Source organism: Rhodococcus sp. IEGM 1305 (assembly GCF_030058635.1).
Taxonomy (GTDB): Bacteria; Actinomycetota; Actinomycetes; order Mycobacteriales; family Mycobacteriaceae; genus Rhodococcus_F; species Rhodococcus_F opacus_D.
In genome coordinates this window covers 179602-194786 of the sequence record NZ_JASHKX010000009.1, presented here as the reverse complement: position 1 = coordinate 194786, position 15185 = coordinate 179602, and the positions used below count along the sequence as shown (strand labels likewise).

Genomic DNA, 15185 nt, shown 5'->3' with positions numbered 1-15185 from the left:
CGGCACGAGACACCCGCACCCGGACCGCCCTCACTCAATTCCGCAACAGCCCCCCGCGGTTAACAAGTACTCACGGGTCAGGCGGTGCGAAGGACGAGCAGATACGCACCACCGGCGGCATCGATCTGCGTCTCGACGTTCAGTTCCGGTGCAAGACGGGACAACCTGTCGAGCAACCACTCCGCCGCGTCCTCGGCGTCCGATTTGCCCGGACATCGCGCCACCGCCACCCGTCCGCCCTTGCGGCCGAGTTGTTCGACCACACCGATGATCGGGGCGGGATCGACGACGAACAACCGGTCGGGCCACGGCACGACCGGTTTGACGGCACCCTTCTTGGTGTTGCACGCCCGGTGCGCAAGGCGTTCGACGCCGCCCTTCGCCTTGGCCTTCTTCGCGGTGACGACGCTGTCGATGCTGGGGCCACGCGGATCGTTGACCGACATGTCGGGGTCCACCGGTTCGTCACACAGCCAGCAACGCCACGACTCGCGGTCGCCGACCTCTCGAAGAGTACTCATGGGCGCCAACGCTACCCGGACGACTGAACCGGATCGAAGCCCGAAATCAGCCAGTTGTCGCCGGACTTGGTGAGCTCGACGGTGATGCTCGTCGCCGTTGCCGCCGGTTCCGGTTTCGCCGCACTGGTGGTGGTCTGATTGACGAACAACAGCACCGTCGCGGTGTCGGCCGCCACCTCGACCGGACCGGACGCGGCCACCGTCGCCTGGGTCGCGACCTGGCTCTCCTTGGCCGCCGGGACGACGACGTCCGTCGTGAACTGTGTGTAGTAGTCGAGGAACTCCCCCGTCAGGCGTTCCTTCGCGGCGCCGACGTCGTTCTCCACCGTGTCCGGCTTGTAGGACAGCAGGGCGATCGCGCCCTGCGACGCGGTGTCGGTGACGGTGGCGCGGACGGCGTCGTCGACGCGCTGGTCGGGTCGGTAGAGCGTGAAGTACAGAACCCCCGCCAGCACGGCCGCGGCCACGGTGAGCGCGCCCAGAATCAGGAGGAGTCTGCGCGACTTCGGCGATGCGTCGGTACTCACTGCACGAACCCCGCCTTCACGATCTTGTACGTGCCGTCCTCGAGTTGCATCGTCACCCGCATCCGCTGACCGCGCGGCTCCTCGGCCGCGCCGCCCGCATTGGACACCTTCTGCGCGACCGCGACGAGCACGTCCGCGGAGTCGCCGTTCTGCGTCTCGATCGCAGCCTGGCGCACCTCCCCCTGGGACTTGACCTTGGCCTCCTGCATGACCGCGATGAGGTCCTTGGATCGGGCTTCGAATTCGTCGCGGAATTCTCCGGCCGAGCCGTCGAGCACCTTCTGCACGTCTTCGTCGGCCCGCTCGAAGTCCATCGTCGTCAGATTCACGACGCCCTGCCGCGCTGCTTCGAGGATCTCGGATCTCTGCTGAGCCTCCTGCGCCGCCTGCCGGTGTGTGTAGCCGAAGTAGCCGCTGACCGCGACGAACGCGAGTGCGAGGACGGCCAGAACCACCACACCCGCGGCGACGGCCGACGTCCGGGCCTGGGGAGCGGCGTCCTCACCGGTGGGCTCTTCCGCCATGGGGTTCCTTCCGTCGGGCTGCGTCTGCGTTACCTACATCACGTCAGATGCTACCGGGTAGTCATATCAAATATTTTTGGGTGTCTCCCGTCACGGGATCCGCGGACGGAAAGGCGCGTGGGAGACCCCGCGTACGGTCGGTGATCATTACTGTTGAGGAGAAGGCAGGCGACTCGAAGGGGATCCACGATGACCAGCGATTCAGGGGCACGCAGCCGCGTGCAGTTCGGTGCCGGGGCGACGCCGGAACTCGTCAGTTCCGAGGGACGGACCATCATCGCGGACGCCGTGGTCGCCAAGATCGCCGGGATCGCCACCCGTGAGATCAACGGCGTCTACGACGTGGGCGGCGGTACCGCGCGCGCTGTCGGCGCCCTCCGCGATCGGATCCCCGGCGCCCGCGTCAACCACGCCCAGGGTGTCGCCGTCGAAGTCGGCGAGAAACAGGCCGCAATCGACATCGGCATCGTCGCGGAATACGGTGTCGCACTGCACGAACTCGCGGTCGGCATCCGGCGCAACGTCATCGCGGCCGTCGAGCGCATGACCGGGCTCGAAGTGACCGAAGTGAACATCACCGTCTTCGACGTCATGCTGTTCGACGAATCCGAGGCCGCGTCCGAGCTCGACGGCAAACCGAGGGTGCAGTGACCGGACCACTTCCATCGGACACCCACGCCGAGGACATCTCCGAACGCATCGTCGCCGCCGTCCTCGCCACCCCCGGAGTGGCAGCGATGCACGGCGGCGCGTTCGGTGAAGTCGCGACCTACCTGCCCGGACGCCGGGTGACCGGGGTGACCGTCGGCCCCACGTCCTGTGCCGTCCACCTCGCGGCTCGCTACCCCGCCAACGTCGTCGACACCGCCGAAAGAGTGCGGGCCGCAGTGGAATCGCTGGTGGACGTCCCCGTCGACGTGACCATCGAAGATCTCCTGACAGAGACAGGACAATCTCAATGAACAGCACAATCACAGGCCTGATCGTCGGGTTACTTCTCGCCATCGCCGGCATCCTCGGTGGTTTCAGCGGATTCGTCTTCGCCGTCCTCCTCGGCGCGCTGGGCATGGCCGTCGGCGCGCACCGCGACGGCCACCTCGATCTCGGCGCCATCCTCCGAAGCCGCGGCCGTGGCTGAACCCTTCACCGCACCCCCCGCCGGTCCGCATGACGACGCGGCGCTCGACGACACCGCCCTGCGCGGCGAACTGGTCATCAAGGAGCGCGCCGTCGTGAAGATCGCCGTCGCCGCAGCACTCCAGGTACCCGGCGTCGTCAAGCAGTCCGGTGGGCTGTCCCGCCTGACCGGGCGGGAACTCCCCCGCGCCGACGTCTCGACGGGAGCAGGCGCCGTCGCGATCAACCTGTACATCGCGGTGCAGTGGCCGTGCCACCTCGACCTCGTCAACCGCCGGCTCCGCGCGCAGGTGCACCGTCAGGTCGAGCAGATGACGGGCATGCCGGTCATCGAACTCAACATCGTGGTCGTCGGAACGGAATCCGCCGCCCCCGAAGACAGTTCGGCCGAAGGCCGTTACTCCGAACAGGGCGTTCCGGCGGTGCCGCCCGCCCCGGTGGCGCCCCTCCGGCCACGCACGCCGCGCGCGACCCCGGCCGCTGTGCCCGCCGCGATCATCGTCGCCGTCGGGGCCCTCGGTCTCGCGGTCGTCGCAGCGCGTGAGCTGCTCATCATGCGCGGCACCTTCGCCAACGCGCCCTGGATCCGCAACACCGTGCAATGGCTGGGCCGGCTGCACTGGTCCGAGTGGATCGTCCCCGTCGCCGCAGGCGCGATCGTGCTGGGGGTCGTGTTCATCGTCGCGGCCCTCAAACCGCGGCCGCGCACCCACCTGCCGCTCGCAGTCGGTGACACCCCGATCGTCTGGCTCCGCCCCACCGACCTCGCTCGCAACTCCAGTAGTCACGCCAAGACCGTCCCCGGCGTGCTGTCGGCGCACACGACGGTCGACCGCAAACACGTCACCGTCCGCGTGGTGCGCACCGAGTCGACACCCGCCGGCGACGTGGCCATTTCCGTACGCGAGGCCGTGGAACCGACGCTGTCGCTGCTCGGCACGTCCCCCGAACTCCGAGTGCAGGTGAAACCGTGAGACATCGGACCGCCGCCGTCAACCGGGTCATCGTCCTGCTCGTAGGGCTCGCACTCCTCGGATTCGGCGCCTACGCCGTGGCCTGGGACCTCCAGGTTCCGATCGTCCGCGAATGGGTGTCGCGGTACGACCGCGCGCGTGTCACCGCACTCCCCGACCAGGACTGGTGGGGCTGGGCGCTCGCCGCGACGGTCGTTGTGGGGCTGGTCTTCGGGATCGTGCTCCTCGCCCTGGACCTCACCCGGCGACGCACATCCCCCGTCGCCGTACCGGACCGCGAATCGGGCACCTACGTCACCGTCGACCTCGGCTCCCTCGCCAACGGAGTCGCCAGCGAACTCGCGCAGTACCCCGGAGTGCGGCAGACACGCGCTCGCGCCGTCATCGAACGCGGACTCCCCACCCTGTCGATCGTCGTAACCGCCGACCCCACCCTCGACATGTACGACTTCACCCGCAAATCCGAGGACGTCGCGTCCTGGGTCGCATCGACCCTCGGCGGTGAAGAGGTCGCCACCCAGGTCCTGCTCCACCTCGACCGCGCCGACCACCCGGTGCACGTCGAAAGCTGACACGCGGCGTTCCGGTCTCGGTAGGTTCGGTGCCATGGAATACGTGGTGTTCTACGCGACCGATCCGACCACCGCCGCCAGGATTCCGGAGATCTATCCACGACACCGGGAGTACCTCGACGCGTTCGCCGCGGAAGGTGGGCTGCTCGGTATCGGACCGTTCGACGACCCAGCGAGCACCGGGTCCATGGCGATCTTCAGCAGCCGCGAGCGCGCAGAACAATTCATCGCCCGCGACCCGTTCGTCCTCGAGGGCATCGCGCATCCCAGCGACATCCGAGAATGGGATGCGTTGAACTACCGCTGAGTGTCACACCCCGAAAACGCCAATGGCGCCCACCCCGGAGGGTGAGCGCCATTGGCGTTGGTGGAGCTAGATCACTTGTTGATCTTCGTGACCTTGCCGGCGCCGACGGTACGGCCGCCTTCGCGGATCGCGAAGCGCAGGCCCTCGTCCATGGCGACGGGCTGGATCAGCTTGACGGACATCTCGGTGTTGTCACCGGGCATGACCATCTCGGTGCCCTCGGGCAGCGTCACAACGCCCGTCACGTCCGTGGTACGGAAGTAGAACTGCGGACGGTAGTTGTTGAAGAACGGCGTGTGGCGGCCGCCCTCGTCCTTGGACAGGATGTACGCCTGGCCCTCGAACTCGGTGTGCGGGGTGGTGGTGCCGGGCTTGACGACAACCTGTCCACGCTCGACATCTTCGCGCTTGATACCACGAACCAGCAGACCGACGTTGTCACCGGCCTGGCCCGAGTCGAGGAGCTTGCGGAACATCTCGATACCCGTGACCGTGGTCTTGGTCTTGGTTTCCTTGATGCCGACGATCTCGACGTCCTCGTTGACGTTGATCACGCCACGCTCGATACGACCGGTGACGACGGTGCCACGACCGGTGATCGTGAAGACGTCCTCGACGGGCATGAGGAAGGGCTTCTCGGTCTCGCGGACCGGGTCCGGGATGGACTCGTCGACCGCAGCCATGAGCTCAAGGATGTTCTTGGTCCACTCCGGGTCGCCCTCGAGCGCCTTGAGTGCGGAGACCTTGACAACCGGAGCGTCCTCGTCGAACTCCTGCGCAGCGAGGAGCTCACGGACCTCCATCTCGACGAGCTCGATGATCTCGTCGTCGTCCACCATGTCGGCCTTGTTCAGGGCGACGAGGATGTACGGCACGCCGACCTGGCGGGCGAGCAGCACGTGCTCACGCGTCTGGGGCATCGGGCCGTCGGTGGCCGCGACCACGAGGATGGCGCCGTCCATCTGCGCCGCACCGGTGATCATGTTCTTGATGTAGTCGGCGTGACCGGGAGCATCGACGTGCGCGTAGTGGCGCTTCTCGGTCTGGTACTCAACATGCGAGATGTTGATCGTGATACCGCGAGCCTTCTCCTCAGGAGCCTTGTCGATCTCGTCGAAGGCCGAAGCCTCGTTGAGATCCGGGTACGCGTCGTGCAGAACCTTGGTGATGGCCGCGGTCAGCGTGGTCTTGCCGTGGTCGACGTGACCGATGGTGCCGATGTTCACGTGCGGCTTCGTCCGCTCGAACTTCGCCTTCGCCACTGTGTGTCCTCCTGGACTGATTGATGCTTGCGGTATGCAGCAGTGCGGTTGTTATTACTGGGTCGTGCTTCGGCCGGCTGGAACCGAGGTTACTCGCCGGTCGCCTTGGCGATGATTTCCTTCGAGACGTTCGCGGGAACCTCTGCGTAGGAATCGAACACCATGGAGAAGTTCGCCCGGCCCTGGGTCTTCGACCGCAGATCACCGATGTAACCAAACATCTCCGAGAGCGGAACCAGCGCCTTCACGACACGGGCACCACTGCGTTCCTCCATGGCCTGGATCTGGCCACGGCGGGAGTTCAGGTCGCCGATCACGTCACCCATGTATTCCTCGGGTGTGGTGACCTCGACAGCCATGAGCGGCTCGAGAATGACCGGGCCGGCCTTGCGGGCGGCTTCCTTCAGCGCCTGCGAACCGGCGACCTTGAAGGCCATTTCCGACGAGTCGACGTCGTGGTAAGCACCGTCGAGCAGCGACAGCTTCAGGTTCACCAGCGGGTAGCCGGCGAGAACGCCGTACTGCATCGCGTCCTGCGCGCCTGCATCCACGGAAGGGATGTACTCGCGAGGGATGCGACCGCCGGAAACCTTGTTCTCGAACTCGTAGGTGGCACCGTCTTCGCCGACGAACGGCTCCAGCGCGATGATCACCTTGGCGAACTGGCCCGATCCACCCGTCTGCTTCTTGTGGGTGTAGTCGTGCTTCTCGACCTTCTTGGTGATGGTCTCGCGGTAGGCAACCTGCGGCTTGCCGACGTTGGCCTCGACCTTGAATTCGCGACGCATACGGTCGACGAGGATGTCGAGGTGGAGCTCGCCCATGCCGCCGATGACGGTCTGGCCGGTCTCCTCGTCGAGCTCGACGGAGAACGTCGGGTCCTCTTCGGCGAGCTTCTGGATCGCGGTGCCCAGCTTCTCCTGGTCGGACTTGGTCTTGGGCTCGATCGAGACCTGGATGACCGGGTCCGGGAAGCTCATGGACTCGAGCACGATCGGGGCGTCCTGTGCACACAGGGTGTCACCGGTCGTGGTGTCCTTCAGACCGATCATCGCGTAGATGTGGCCGGCCACGGCCTCGTCGACCGGGTTCTCCTTGTTGGCGTGCATCTGGAAGAGCTTTCCGATGCGCTCCTTCTTGCCCTTGGTCGCGTTCATGACCTGGGCGCCCGGATCGATCCGGCCGGAGTACACGCGGACGAACGTCAGCTTGCCGAAGAACGGGTGCGAAGCGATCTTGAAGGCCAGAGCCGAGAACGGCTCTTCCTTGCTCGGCTTACGCGTGAGGATCTCTTCTTCGTTGCCCAGGGCGTGACCCTGGACCTCGCCGATGTCCAGCGGGTTCGGCAGGTAGTCGATGACCGCGTCGAGCATGGGCTGAACGCCCTTGTTCTTGAACGCGGAACCGCACAGAACCGGGTACAGCTCGGAGTTGACCGTCATCTTGCGGATGGCGCCCTTGATCTCCTCGACGGAGAGCTCCTCGCCGGCGAAGTACTTCTCCATGAGCTTTTCGTCGGACTCGGCAACCGTCTCGAGCAGCTTCTCGCGGTACTCGGCAGCCTTGTCGGCGAGATCGGCCGGGATCTCCTCGATGGTGGGCTCGGCGCCGATGGCGACCGTGCCACGCCAGGTGACAGCCTTCATCTCGACCAGGTCGACGACGCCGTCGAAGTCGTCCTCGGCGCCGATCGGCAGCTGCAGGACGAGCGGCTTCGCGCCGAGGCGGTCGATGATGGTCTGGACCGTGAAGTAGAAGTCCGCGCCCATCTTGTCCATCTTGTTGACGAAACAGATGCGCGGAACGTCGTACTTGGCGGCCTGACGCCACACCTGCTCCGACTGGGGCTCGACGCCCTCTTTGCCGTCGAACACTGCGACGGCGCCGTCGAGCACGCGGAGCGAACGCTCCACCTCGACGGTGAAGTCGACGTGGCCCGGCGTGTCGATGATGTTGATCTGGTTGTTGTTCCAGAAGCAGGTCACCGCGGCAGAGGTGATCGTGATGCCGCGTTCCTTCTCCTGTTCCATCCAGTCCGTGGTCGAGGCACCGTCGTGCGTCTCACCGATCTTGTAGTTGACACCGGTGTAGAACAGGATGCGCTCGGTGGTCGTGGTCTTGCCGGCATCGATGTGCGCCATGATGCCGATGTTGCGGACCTTGTTCAGGTCGGTCAGCACTTCCTGTGCCACAGGATTCTTCCCCGCTCGTAGCTCGTGTATCGGGTGTCGGCCTCCCCGGTGTTCCACCAGCGGGGCCATTGTCTCGAGTTGTAGATCAGCCGGTCCCCGGTAGGGGCCCGACGTGCGACGACGCCGGAGCAGTCACGGTAGGTGACTGCTCCGACGTGACGTCACCAGCGGTAGTGGGCGAATGCCTTGTTGGCTTCGGCCATCTTGTGAGTGTCCTCACGGCGCTTCACAGCGGCACCCAAGCCGTTGCTGGCATCGAGGAGCTCGTTGGCGAGACGCTCGACCATGGTCTTCTCGCGGCGCTGCCGGGAGAAGGTCACGAGCCAGCGGAGCGCGAGGGTGGTGGAGCGGCCCGGACGGACCTCGACCGGCACCTGGTAGGTGGCGCCACCGACACGGCGGCTGCGGACCTCGAGGGCGGGCTTGACGTTGTCCAGTGCGCGCTTGAGGGTGACGACCGGGTCGGTGCCGGTCTTCTCGCGCGCCTGCTCGAGTGCTTCGTAGACGATGCGCTCGGCGGTGGACTTCTTGCCGTCCAGGAGAATCTTGTTGACGAGCTGCGTCACCAGGGGCGAACCGTAGACCGGATCGTTGATGAGCGGACGCTTCGGAGCGGGGCCCTTACGTGGCATTAGCTCTTCTCCTTCTTGGCGCCGTAGCGGCTGCGGGCCTGCTTGCGGCCCTTGACACCCTGGGTGTCGAGCGAGCCACGGATGATCTTGTAGCGCACACCGGGGAGGTCCTTCACACGACCACCGCGGACAAGCACCATCGAGTGCTCCTGCAGGTTGTGGCCCTCGCCCGGGATGTAAGCGGTGACCTCGACGGAACTGGTCAAGCGCACACGCGCGACCTTACGGAGCGCCGAGTTCGGCTTCTTCGGGGTGGTGGTGTACACGCGGGTGCACACGCCACGACGCTGCGGGCTGCCCTTGAGGGCTGCCGTCTTGACCTTCGCGGTCTTGTCGCGGCGGCCCTTGCGGACCAGCTGGTTGATGGTTGGCATTTACCGGCTTTCTTCGTGTTGAACAGACTGCTCTGGACAAGCAACCTTGGCTGTTCTGAAATTAGGGATCTAGCAGTTGGGGCAAGAGAGCTGCTGCCCCTCACCCGCGCCTCGAGCTGCACCCGAGGTCGGGTGTGTCGCATACCCCCACACAGGCAGCCGGATGCTCGTTCCATGCAGAAATCTGCACGAACGCGCGCACGGCAATACCTCGCTAGGCACACAGATCGGCCCGGGCATGCCGGACACGACCCACAACGATACCCGGCGGCGCGCCGGAAGGTCAAAGTGGGTTGGCAGTGGTAAGGGCTGACCTGCGATGTGGGGTACTGCTCGGAGCTGTCGGTACGGACACGGGCACATCAACTACTCAGATTGAGCGTCAGATCCGCAAGCGTCGATGCCGCTTCACACGGGTCTGCCGCCCCCGTCTGGAACTGTACCCACCAGCCGACGACGCCTGCGGAAGGAGATCCGACCGTCACTCCGCACGCCCCCGGATCGCCGGGGGGACGCATCACCACGGCCTTGCGGCCCTGGATGGTGGAGGACTCCACGGTGTATCCGAGCTTCTCGCCTGTCGACTTCTCCGTGTCGAGGGAACCCGTCTCGAACCAGTTGAACGTCACCTTCACGGGACCGTTGGCGCCGACCGCGTCCCAGCGGCAGATCGCGCCGAAGAAACCCCGTTCGATGGCGTCGGCACCGACGGTCTGGGCGATCTGTTCGTCGGCGACGGCGTTGCACTCCTCCAGCAGGGCCGTGAACTGTTCGGTGTCACCGGACGGCGACGCCCCTTCAGCCCTGGGTGAGCCCTCGATCGTCGACCCGCACCCCGCGATCAGCCCGACCGCGGTGGCCGCGGCCAGCACCCGCACGGCGCGCCACGTCCCGCTGCTCATCACTCCCCCGCTCACTTGGCCCTCGACACGCTGAGTTCGGCGAGATCGCGCGCCACCGTGCACGGGTCCGCCGCGGGTTGCGCATCCGCGTACATCACCGACCAGTGCACGAAGTCGCCCCCGAACTCCACACCGAGTTCGCACAGAATTCCTTCGGACGACGCAATGAATCCGGGATGCCCCTGGATGTCGATGTCGGTGGCCGGCCTGCCGATCAGCTCGGAACCCGCCCGCTCGCGGCCGATGGGGCTGCCGCGGTACCAGGAGAACGTCACGCTGGGACCGCCGATTCCCGCGGTTTCCCACTCGCAGCCGACGGAATTACGCGTCACGCCGGTGAAGGTCGGCATCCCGAACGCCTTCGCCACCTCGTCGTCGGTGACCGAACCGCACTGACCGAAGAATGGGCCCGGATCGGTCACCTGCGGGAGTTGCTGCGCGGGGGGTTCGGTACCGGAATCGTCTCCGTCTCCCCCACAGCCGGCCAGACCGGCCGCGACGGTGATCAGGACGAGCGCTCCCCATTTCCGGCCCATGGTCGGTGACTCTACCGATCCCCGCGCTCTTTGCCCGGTCAGTCGAGAACGGCCACGTCGAGGCTCCGCGGCTCTACCGACTGACCGCTCCGCGGCTGTCCGGACGGTAACGCCGCGTCCAGCTGCGCCGCCCACTGCCGCACGATCTCCGCCCGTCGTTTGGAGTCGTCCGTGAGCACGTCGGCCAGACCGAGTCCGCGGGCGAGATCGAGGGTGGCCTGGACGAGCCGGTGCGCCACCGGGTCGGCGTCGTCGAACCCGAAGTGTTCGACGGCGGTGCGGTGCGCGACCCGCCCGAACCGCTCCTCGAGCGGCACGATCCGGGCCCGGAGTTCGGGGTCGGCTGCGGCGGCCGTCCAGACCTGCAGCGCCGCCTTGAACAGGGTGCCCGTGTAGTAGTCGACGAGCCGCGACACCACCGCCTCGGTGCGTCCCTCCCCGGTCGGCAGATCGGTGGCTTCGCGCCGGGCCTGCTCCATCCGCGCGTCGAACATGACCTCGAGTGCCGCGGTGATGAGGTCTTCGCGGGTGGGAAAATGGTGCTGGGTCGCGCCGCGGGACACGCCGGCGCGCTGGGCGACGAGGCTCACCGTGGTGGCACCCCAGCCCAGCTCGGCGAGGCAGTCGATGGTGACCTCGAGGAGATGCCCGCGCGTGACCCGGCTACGGTCCTGCTTCGGTTCGCGGGTCATGTGTCACTTCCTCTCGTCGCGCTGCGCGCCCGTGAGCGGGTGACGAGTCCAGAGACTCGTCAACCACGCGCGGGGCCGGAGGCCCATCTCGGCGGCCGCTTCTGCAGAAACGCCATCATGCCCTCCCGCGCCTCCTCGGATTCGAACAGCCTCGCCGACTGGGCGGTCAGCTCGTCGGTGTAGCGGTCGAAATCGGCGAGCACACTGCGCGTCGTCAGGGTCTTCGATTCGGCCAGACCCTGCGGCGACGCCTGCCGCAACTGGTCCAGCAACTCCTCGACGGTGTCCTCGGGATCCTCGGCGGACTCGCTGATCAGCCCGATGGCCTCCGCCTCGTGGGCACCGAACTTCTCGCCCGTGAGGAGGTAGCGGCTCGCCGCGCGCGAATCGATACGCGGCAGCACCGTCAACGAGATGATCGACGCGGCAAGTCCGAGCCGGACCTCGGTGAGCGCGAACGTGCTGCGCGGGCCGGCGACGGCGATGTCGCAGGCCCCGACCAAGCCCATGCCCCCGGCCCTGACGTGACCGTCGATCCGGGCGATCACCGGCTTCGGCAACTCGACGATGGCCCGCAGCAGGTCGGCCATCTGCCGGGTCCGCGAGCCGACGTCGCCGGACGTCTCACTCAGATCCGCCCCGGCGCAGAACGTGCCGCCGGTGTGGGTGAGGACGACGCCGCGGACGTCGTTGTCCGCGGCGGCGTCCCGCAATCCCTGCAGCAGTTCGTCCACGAGCCTGCCGGAGATCGCGTTCCTGTTGTGGGGCGAATCGAGGGTGAGGGTGGCGAACCCCCGGTTCACCTCGTACCGGACGTACCGGTCGGCTTCCACGTCGGTCATGTGCTGTCCGTTCGACATCAGTACGACTTCGGCAGCCCGAGCGAGTGCTGGGAGACGAAGTTCAGGATCATTTCCCGGCTCACCGGGGCCACACGGGCGATGCGTGCCGCGCCGAGCATCGCCGCGAGACCGTATTCCTTGGTCAGGCCCGCGCCACCGTGCGTCTGGACAGCCTGGTCGAGTGCCTTGATGCTGGCTTCGGCGGCGGCGTACTTGGCCATGTTGGCGGCCTCGGCGGCGCCGAAGTCGTCGCCGCTGTCGTAGAGGACGGCCGCCTTCTGCATCATCAGCTTGGCGAGTTCGAGTTCGATCTTGATCTGCGCCAGCGGATGCGAGATGCCCTGGTGCGCGCCGATCGGCTCCTTCCACACCGTGCGTTCCTTCGCGAACCGCACCGCGGCGTCCAGCGCGTACCGGCCCATGCCGATCGCCATGGCGGCGCCGAGTATGCGTTCGGGGTTGAGACCCGCGAACAGCTGCATCAACGCCGCGTCGGCCTCGCCGACGAGCGCGTCGGCGGGCAGCCGGACGTCGTCGAGGAACAGCATGAACTGGTGGTCGGGCTCGACGATGTCCATCTCCATCGGCGTCTTCACGAAGTTCTCGGCGTCGGTGGGGACGATGAACAGTGCAGGCTTCAGCTTGCCGGTCTTCGAGTCCTCGGTCCGCGCGACGATCAGCACGGCGTCGGCCTGGTCGACCCCGGAGATGTAGATCTTGTTCCCCGACAGCAGCCAGTCCTCAGCTTGACCATCACCCCTCGCTTCGCTCGACCGGACCCGACGCGCGGTGGTCGTGATCTGGTGCGAGTTCGAACCCGCGTCGGCCTCGGTGATGCCGAACGCCATGATCTTCGAACCGTCGGCGAGGCCGGGGAGCCAGGCCTGCTTCTGCTCCTCGGTGCCGTACTTGCCGATGATCGTGCCGCAGATGGCCGGCGACACGACCACCAGCAGGAGGCCGGCGCCGTGGGCCGCGAGCTCTTCCTGAACGAGGGCGAGTTCGTAGATGCCTGCCCCGCCGCCCCCGTATTCCTCGGGGAGATTGACGCCCAGGAAGCCGAGTTTGCCCGCCTCGTTCCACAATTCGGTCAGCGGTTCGCTGCGCCGCGCCCGGGGCAGCACGTAGTCGATGTAGTTGAACCGCTCCCCGAGCCTCGACACGGAGGCGCGGAGTTCCTTCTGTTCTTCGGTCTCGATGAAGCTCATAGTTCTCCTCCAGGCTGCGCTGCTTCGACTACTGCAAGGACCGTTCCCACGTCGACCTGCTGACCGGCGGTCACGGAAAGTTCGGTGAGGACACCGGAGGCCGGTGCCTTGATCGTGTGTTCCATCTTCATAGCCTCGAGCCACACGATCGGCTGACCGGCGGTCACGGTGTCGCCGGCCGCGGCGCCGAGGCGGATGACGGAACCCGGCATCGGCGCGAGCAGCGACCCCTCGGCGACGACGGCGCTCGGATCGGTGAATCGCGGTGCGGCGTGCAGGCTCACCGGGCCCAGGGCGGAGTCGACGAACACGTCGTCCCCGTACCGGGACACCGCGAACGAGCGGCGCAGCCCCGCGACGTCCAGTGCGACGTGCCGCGCCGTGGCCGACACGAGCGCGACGTCGTCGAAGCCCTCGGCCTTCAGCCCGTACCGGGTGAGCAGGTACCGGATCTCGAGGTCACCGCCTCCGCCCGTGAACGTCTTGCTCTGCGGTGCGGACGCCAGGTTCCGCCATCCGCTGGGCAGCGAGGTGTTCACGGTCGCGACGTCGCGGTTGTGCGCGGCGTCCGCGAGTGCGGCGGCCAGCGCCGACAATCGCTCGGCGTCGGCCGAGGCCAGCGGACGGGCCAGCACGTCCAGCCCGTGCGTGTCGAAGAACGCGGTGTCCGTGTCGCCGGCGAGGAATGCCGGGTGGCGGAGCACGTTGACGAGGAGGTCGCGGTTGGTGCGCAGTCCGTGGATCTGCGCACGACTCAGGGCCGTGGCCAGCCGGGTGGCCGCCTGTGTGCGGGTGGGCGCGAACGAGATGACCTTCGCGAGCATCGGGTCGTAGTGCACGCCGACGGTGGATCCGTCGACCACGCCGGAGTCGAGGCGGATCCCCGGGGAGCGCAGGACGTCGAATTCGACCGCGTTCTCGGGCAGGTCGAGGCGGTGGACCGGTCCGCTCTGCGGCTGCCAGTTCTGCGCCGGATCCTCGGCGTACAGCCGGACTTCGATGGAATGGCCGGACACGGCGGGCGGTTCGGGGTCGAGGCTGCCCCCCGCAGCGACCTGTAACTGCAGGTCGACGAGGTCGAGGCCGGTGGTGCATTCGGTGACCGGGTGTTCCACCTGCAGCCGGGTGTTCATCTCGAGGAAATAGAAGTCACCCTTGTGGTCGGCCAGGAACTCGACCGTTCCCGCGCCCTCGTAGTCGATGGCCTTCGCCGCGAGCCGGGCGGCCTCGAACAGTCGCTCGCGCATCCCGGGGACGGCTTCGACCAACGGCGACGGCGCCTCTTCCACCACCTTCTGGTGCCGCCGCTGGATGGAGCATTCACGCTCCCCCACCGCCCAGACGGTTCCGTGCCGGTCGGACATCACCTGGACCTCGATGTGCCTGCCCGTTTCCAGGTAGCGCTCGCAGAACACGGTCGGGTCACCGAAGGCCGATTGCGCTTCGCGGCGGGCGCCTTCCAGCTGTTCCGGGAGGTCCGCGAGCTCACGCACGACACGCATGCCGCGTCCGCCGCCACCTGCGGACGCCTTGACGAGAACCGGCAGGTCCGCTTCGGTGACGGCACCCGGGTCGAGTTCGGTCAGCACCGGGACTCCGGCGGCGGCCATCATCTTCTTGGACTCCACCTTCGAACCCATCATCTCGATGGCGGGCGCGGGCGGCCCGATCCACGTCAGGCCCGCCTCGTGGACGGCGCGCGCGAAGTCCGCGTTCTCGGAGAGGAACCCGTAGCCGGGGTGGATGGCATCGGCGCCGGCGAGCAGTGCCGCCTCGATGACGAGGTCACCGCGCAGGTACGTGTCGGCGGGACTGTTGCCCGGCAACCGGACCGCGGTGTCGGCCTCGGCGACGTGCGGGCTGAGTGCGTCGGCGTCCGAGAACACGGCGACGGTCCCGATGCCTGCGCGGCGGCAGGTGGCGAAGACGCGGCGGGCGATCTCACCACGATTGGCAACCAGTACGGACTGGATCATGTCGGGC

19 protein-coding genes are annotated in these 15185 nt (G+C 67.0%); 6 read left to right on the top strand and 13 right to left on the bottom strand.

Translation table 11 applies throughout. The features are described 5' to 3' along the window. Positions 1-77: 77 nt before the first annotated feature. The 3 genes from QM693_RS16895 to QM693_RS16885 are packed head-to-tail and all read right to left on the bottom strand — an operon-like array spanning position 78 to position 1572. Positions 78-521 (bottom strand): hypothetical protein, encoded by a 444-nt coding sequence (locus tag QM693_RS16895; protein ID WP_005252226.1) that lies wholly within the window; start codon positions 519-521, stop codon positions 78-80. 11 nt (positions 522-532) lie between these two features. Continuing rightward, the gene (locus tag QM693_RS16890; RefSeq protein ID WP_283352902.1) at positions 533-1048 is read right to left on the bottom strand and encodes an Rv1363c family protein; all 516 of its coding nucleotides are present in this window, start codon (positions 1046-1048) and stop codon (positions 533-535) included. Continuing rightward, entirely contained in the window at positions 1045-1572 is a 528-nt protein-coding gene (locus QM693_RS16885; protein WP_283352901.1) for an Rv1363c family protein, read from the bottom strand. Before QM693_RS16885 ends, QM693_RS16890 begins: the two co-directional genes overlap by 4 nt. A 189-nt stretch (positions 1573-1761) precedes the next feature. Between QM693_RS16885 and QM693_RS16880 the strand changes: the two genes are divergently transcribed. From QM693_RS16880 to QM693_RS16855, 6 genes are read left to right on the top strand one after another with little or no spacing between them, the layout of a single operon-like run. Next, positions 1762-2223: an Asp23/Gls24 family envelope stress response protein gene (locus QM693_RS16880; RefSeq protein ID WP_005252221.1), complete on the top strand. Its 462-nt coding sequence runs from the start codon at positions 1762-1764 to the stop codon at positions 2221-2223. Continuing rightward, the gene (locus QM693_RS16875; RefSeq protein WP_280779963.1) at positions 2220-2534 is read left to right on the top strand and encodes an Asp23/Gls24 family envelope stress response protein; all 315 of its coding nucleotides are present in this window, start codon (positions 2220-2222) and stop codon (positions 2532-2534) included. Before QM693_RS16880 ends, QM693_RS16875 begins: the two co-directional genes overlap by 4 nt. Then, positions 2531-2710: a hypothetical protein gene (locus tag QM693_RS16870; protein WP_005252219.1), complete on the top strand. Its 180-nt coding sequence runs from the start codon at positions 2531-2533 to the stop codon at positions 2708-2710. The genes QM693_RS16875 and QM693_RS16870 overlap by 4 nt, the downstream gene beginning before the upstream one ends. Further along, entirely contained in the window at positions 2703-3683 is a 981-nt protein-coding gene (locus tag QM693_RS16865) for a DUF6286 domain-containing Asp23/Gls24 family envelope stress response protein (RefSeq protein WP_283352900.1), read from the top strand. The genes QM693_RS16870 and QM693_RS16865 overlap by 8 nt, the downstream gene beginning before the upstream one ends. Beyond that, the gene (locus QM693_RS16860; protein ID WP_283331086.1) at positions 3680-4255 is read left to right on the top strand and encodes an Asp23/Gls24 family envelope stress response protein; all 576 of its coding nucleotides are present in this window, start codon (positions 3680-3682) and stop codon (positions 4253-4255) included. The genes QM693_RS16865 and QM693_RS16860 overlap by 4 nt, the downstream gene beginning before the upstream one ends. 34 nt (positions 4256-4289) lie before the next feature. After that, on the top strand, positions 4290-4562 hold the full coding sequence (locus tag QM693_RS16855; RefSeq protein WP_283352899.1) for a YciI family protein: 273 nt from the start codon (positions 4290-4292) through the stop codon (positions 4560-4562). A 71-nt stretch (positions 4563-4633) separates the two neighbouring features. Here the strand turns inward: QM693_RS16855 and tuf are convergent, their stop codons facing one another. The 10 genes from tuf to QM693_RS16805 form a co-directional block, all read right to left on the bottom strand. Further along, the gene (gene tuf, locus QM693_RS16850; protein WP_005252203.1) at positions 4634-5824 is read right to left on the bottom strand and encodes an elongation factor Tu; all 1191 of its coding nucleotides are present in this window, start codon (positions 5822-5824) and stop codon (positions 4634-4636) included. An 89-nt stretch (positions 5825-5913) separates the two neighbouring features. Then, positions 5914-8016: an elongation factor G gene (gene fusA / locus QM693_RS16845; RefSeq protein WP_005258137.1), complete on the bottom strand. Its 2103-nt coding sequence runs from the start codon at positions 8014-8016 to the stop codon at positions 5914-5916. 161 nt (positions 8017-8177) lie between these two features. Next, positions 8178-8648: a 30S ribosomal protein S7 gene (rpsG, locus tag QM693_RS16840; protein WP_005252199.1), complete on the bottom strand. Its 471-nt coding sequence runs from the start codon at positions 8646-8648 to the stop codon at positions 8178-8180. Next, positions 8648-9022: a 30S ribosomal protein S12 gene (rpsL, locus tag QM693_RS16835; RefSeq protein ID WP_005252198.1), complete on the bottom strand. Its 375-nt coding sequence runs from the start codon at positions 9020-9022 to the stop codon at positions 8648-8650. Before rpsL ends, rpsG begins: the two co-directional genes overlap by 1 nt. 362 nt (positions 9023-9384) lie before the next feature. Beyond that, positions 9385-9924, bottom strand: a complete 540-nt coding sequence (locus tag QM693_RS16830) for a DUF3558 domain-containing protein (protein WP_280779960.1) — start codon at positions 9922-9924, stop codon at positions 9385-9387. Between the two features lie 11 nt (positions 9925-9935). Continuing rightward, positions 9936-10460 carry a DUF3558 domain-containing protein gene (locus QM693_RS16825; RefSeq protein WP_105418854.1) on the bottom strand — a complete coding sequence of 175 codons (525 nt, stop codon included), beginning with the start codon at positions 10458-10460 and terminating at the stop codon, positions 9936-9938. Between the two features lie 38 nt (positions 10461-10498). Beyond that, the gene (locus QM693_RS16820) at positions 10499-11152 is read right to left on the bottom strand and encodes a TetR/AcrR family transcriptional regulator (RefSeq protein WP_283331084.1); all 654 of its coding nucleotides are present in this window, start codon (positions 11150-11152) and stop codon (positions 10499-10501) included. Positions 11153-11211: 59 nt separating this feature from the next. Beyond that, complete coding sequence (locus QM693_RS16815) at positions 11212-12012, bottom strand: enoyl-CoA hydratase family protein (RefSeq protein ID WP_283352898.1); 801 nt, start codon at positions 12010-12012, stop codon at positions 11212-11214. Beyond that, entirely contained in the window at positions 12012-13202 is a 1191-nt protein-coding gene (locus QM693_RS16810) for an acyl-CoA dehydrogenase family protein (protein WP_105418848.1), read from the bottom strand. The genes QM693_RS16815 and QM693_RS16810 overlap by 1 nt, the downstream gene beginning before the upstream one ends. After that, entirely contained in the window at positions 13199-15178 is a 1980-nt protein-coding gene (locus QM693_RS16805) for an acetyl/propionyl/methylcrotonyl-CoA carboxylase subunit alpha (RefSeq protein ID WP_283352897.1), read from the bottom strand. The genes QM693_RS16810 and QM693_RS16805 overlap by 4 nt, the downstream gene beginning before the upstream one ends. Positions 15179-15185 lie beyond the last annotated feature (7 nt).

Coding starts and splice junctions, on each gene's coding strand:
- QM693_RS16880 (WP_005252221.1), top strand. CDS start 1,762: ATGACCAGCGATTCAGGGGCACGCAGCCGCGTGCAGTTCGGTGCCGGG.
- QM693_RS16830 (WP_280779960.1), bottom strand. CDS start 9,924: ATGAGCAGCGGGACGTGGCGCGCCGTGCGGGTGCTGGCCGCGGCCACC.
- QM693_RS16885 (WP_283352901.1), bottom strand. CDS start 1,572: ATGGCGGAAGAGCCCACCGGTGAGGACGCCGCTCCCCAGGCCCGGACG.
- QM693_RS16815 (WP_283352898.1), bottom strand. CDS start 12,012: ATGTCGAACGGACAGCACATGACCGACGTGGAAGCCGACCGGTACGTC.
- QM693_RS16820 (WP_283331084.1), bottom strand. CDS start 11,152: ATGACCCGCGAACCGAAGCAGGACCGTAGCCGGGTCACGCGCGGGCAT.
- rpsL (WP_005252198.1), bottom strand. CDS start 9,022: ATGCCAACCATCAACCAGCTGGTCCGCAAGGGCCGCCGCGACAAGACC.
- QM693_RS16870 (WP_005252219.1), top strand. CDS start 2,531: ATGAACAGCACAATCACAGGCCTGATCGTCGGGTTACTTCTCGCCATC.
- QM693_RS16805 (WP_283352897.1), bottom strand. CDS start 15,178: ATGATCCAGTCCGTACTGGTTGCCAATCGTGGTGAGATCGCCCGCCGC.
- QM693_RS16810 (WP_105418848.1), bottom strand. CDS start 13,202: ATGAGCTTCATCGAGACCGAAGAACAGAAGGAACTCCGCGCCTCCGTG.
- QM693_RS16895 (WP_005252226.1), bottom strand. CDS start 521: ATGAGTACTCTTCGAGAGGTCGGCGACCGCGAGTCGTGGCGTTGCTGG.
- QM693_RS16825 (WP_105418854.1), bottom strand. CDS start 10,460: ATGGGCCGGAAATGGGGAGCGCTCGTCCTGATCACCGTCGCGGCCGGT.
- QM693_RS16855 (WP_283352899.1), top strand. CDS start 4,290: ATGGAATACGTGGTGTTCTACGCGACCGATCCGACCACCGCCGCCAGG.
- rpsG (WP_005252199.1), bottom strand. CDS start 8,648: ATGCCACGTAAGGGCCCCGCTCCGAAGCGTCCGCTCATCAACGATCCG.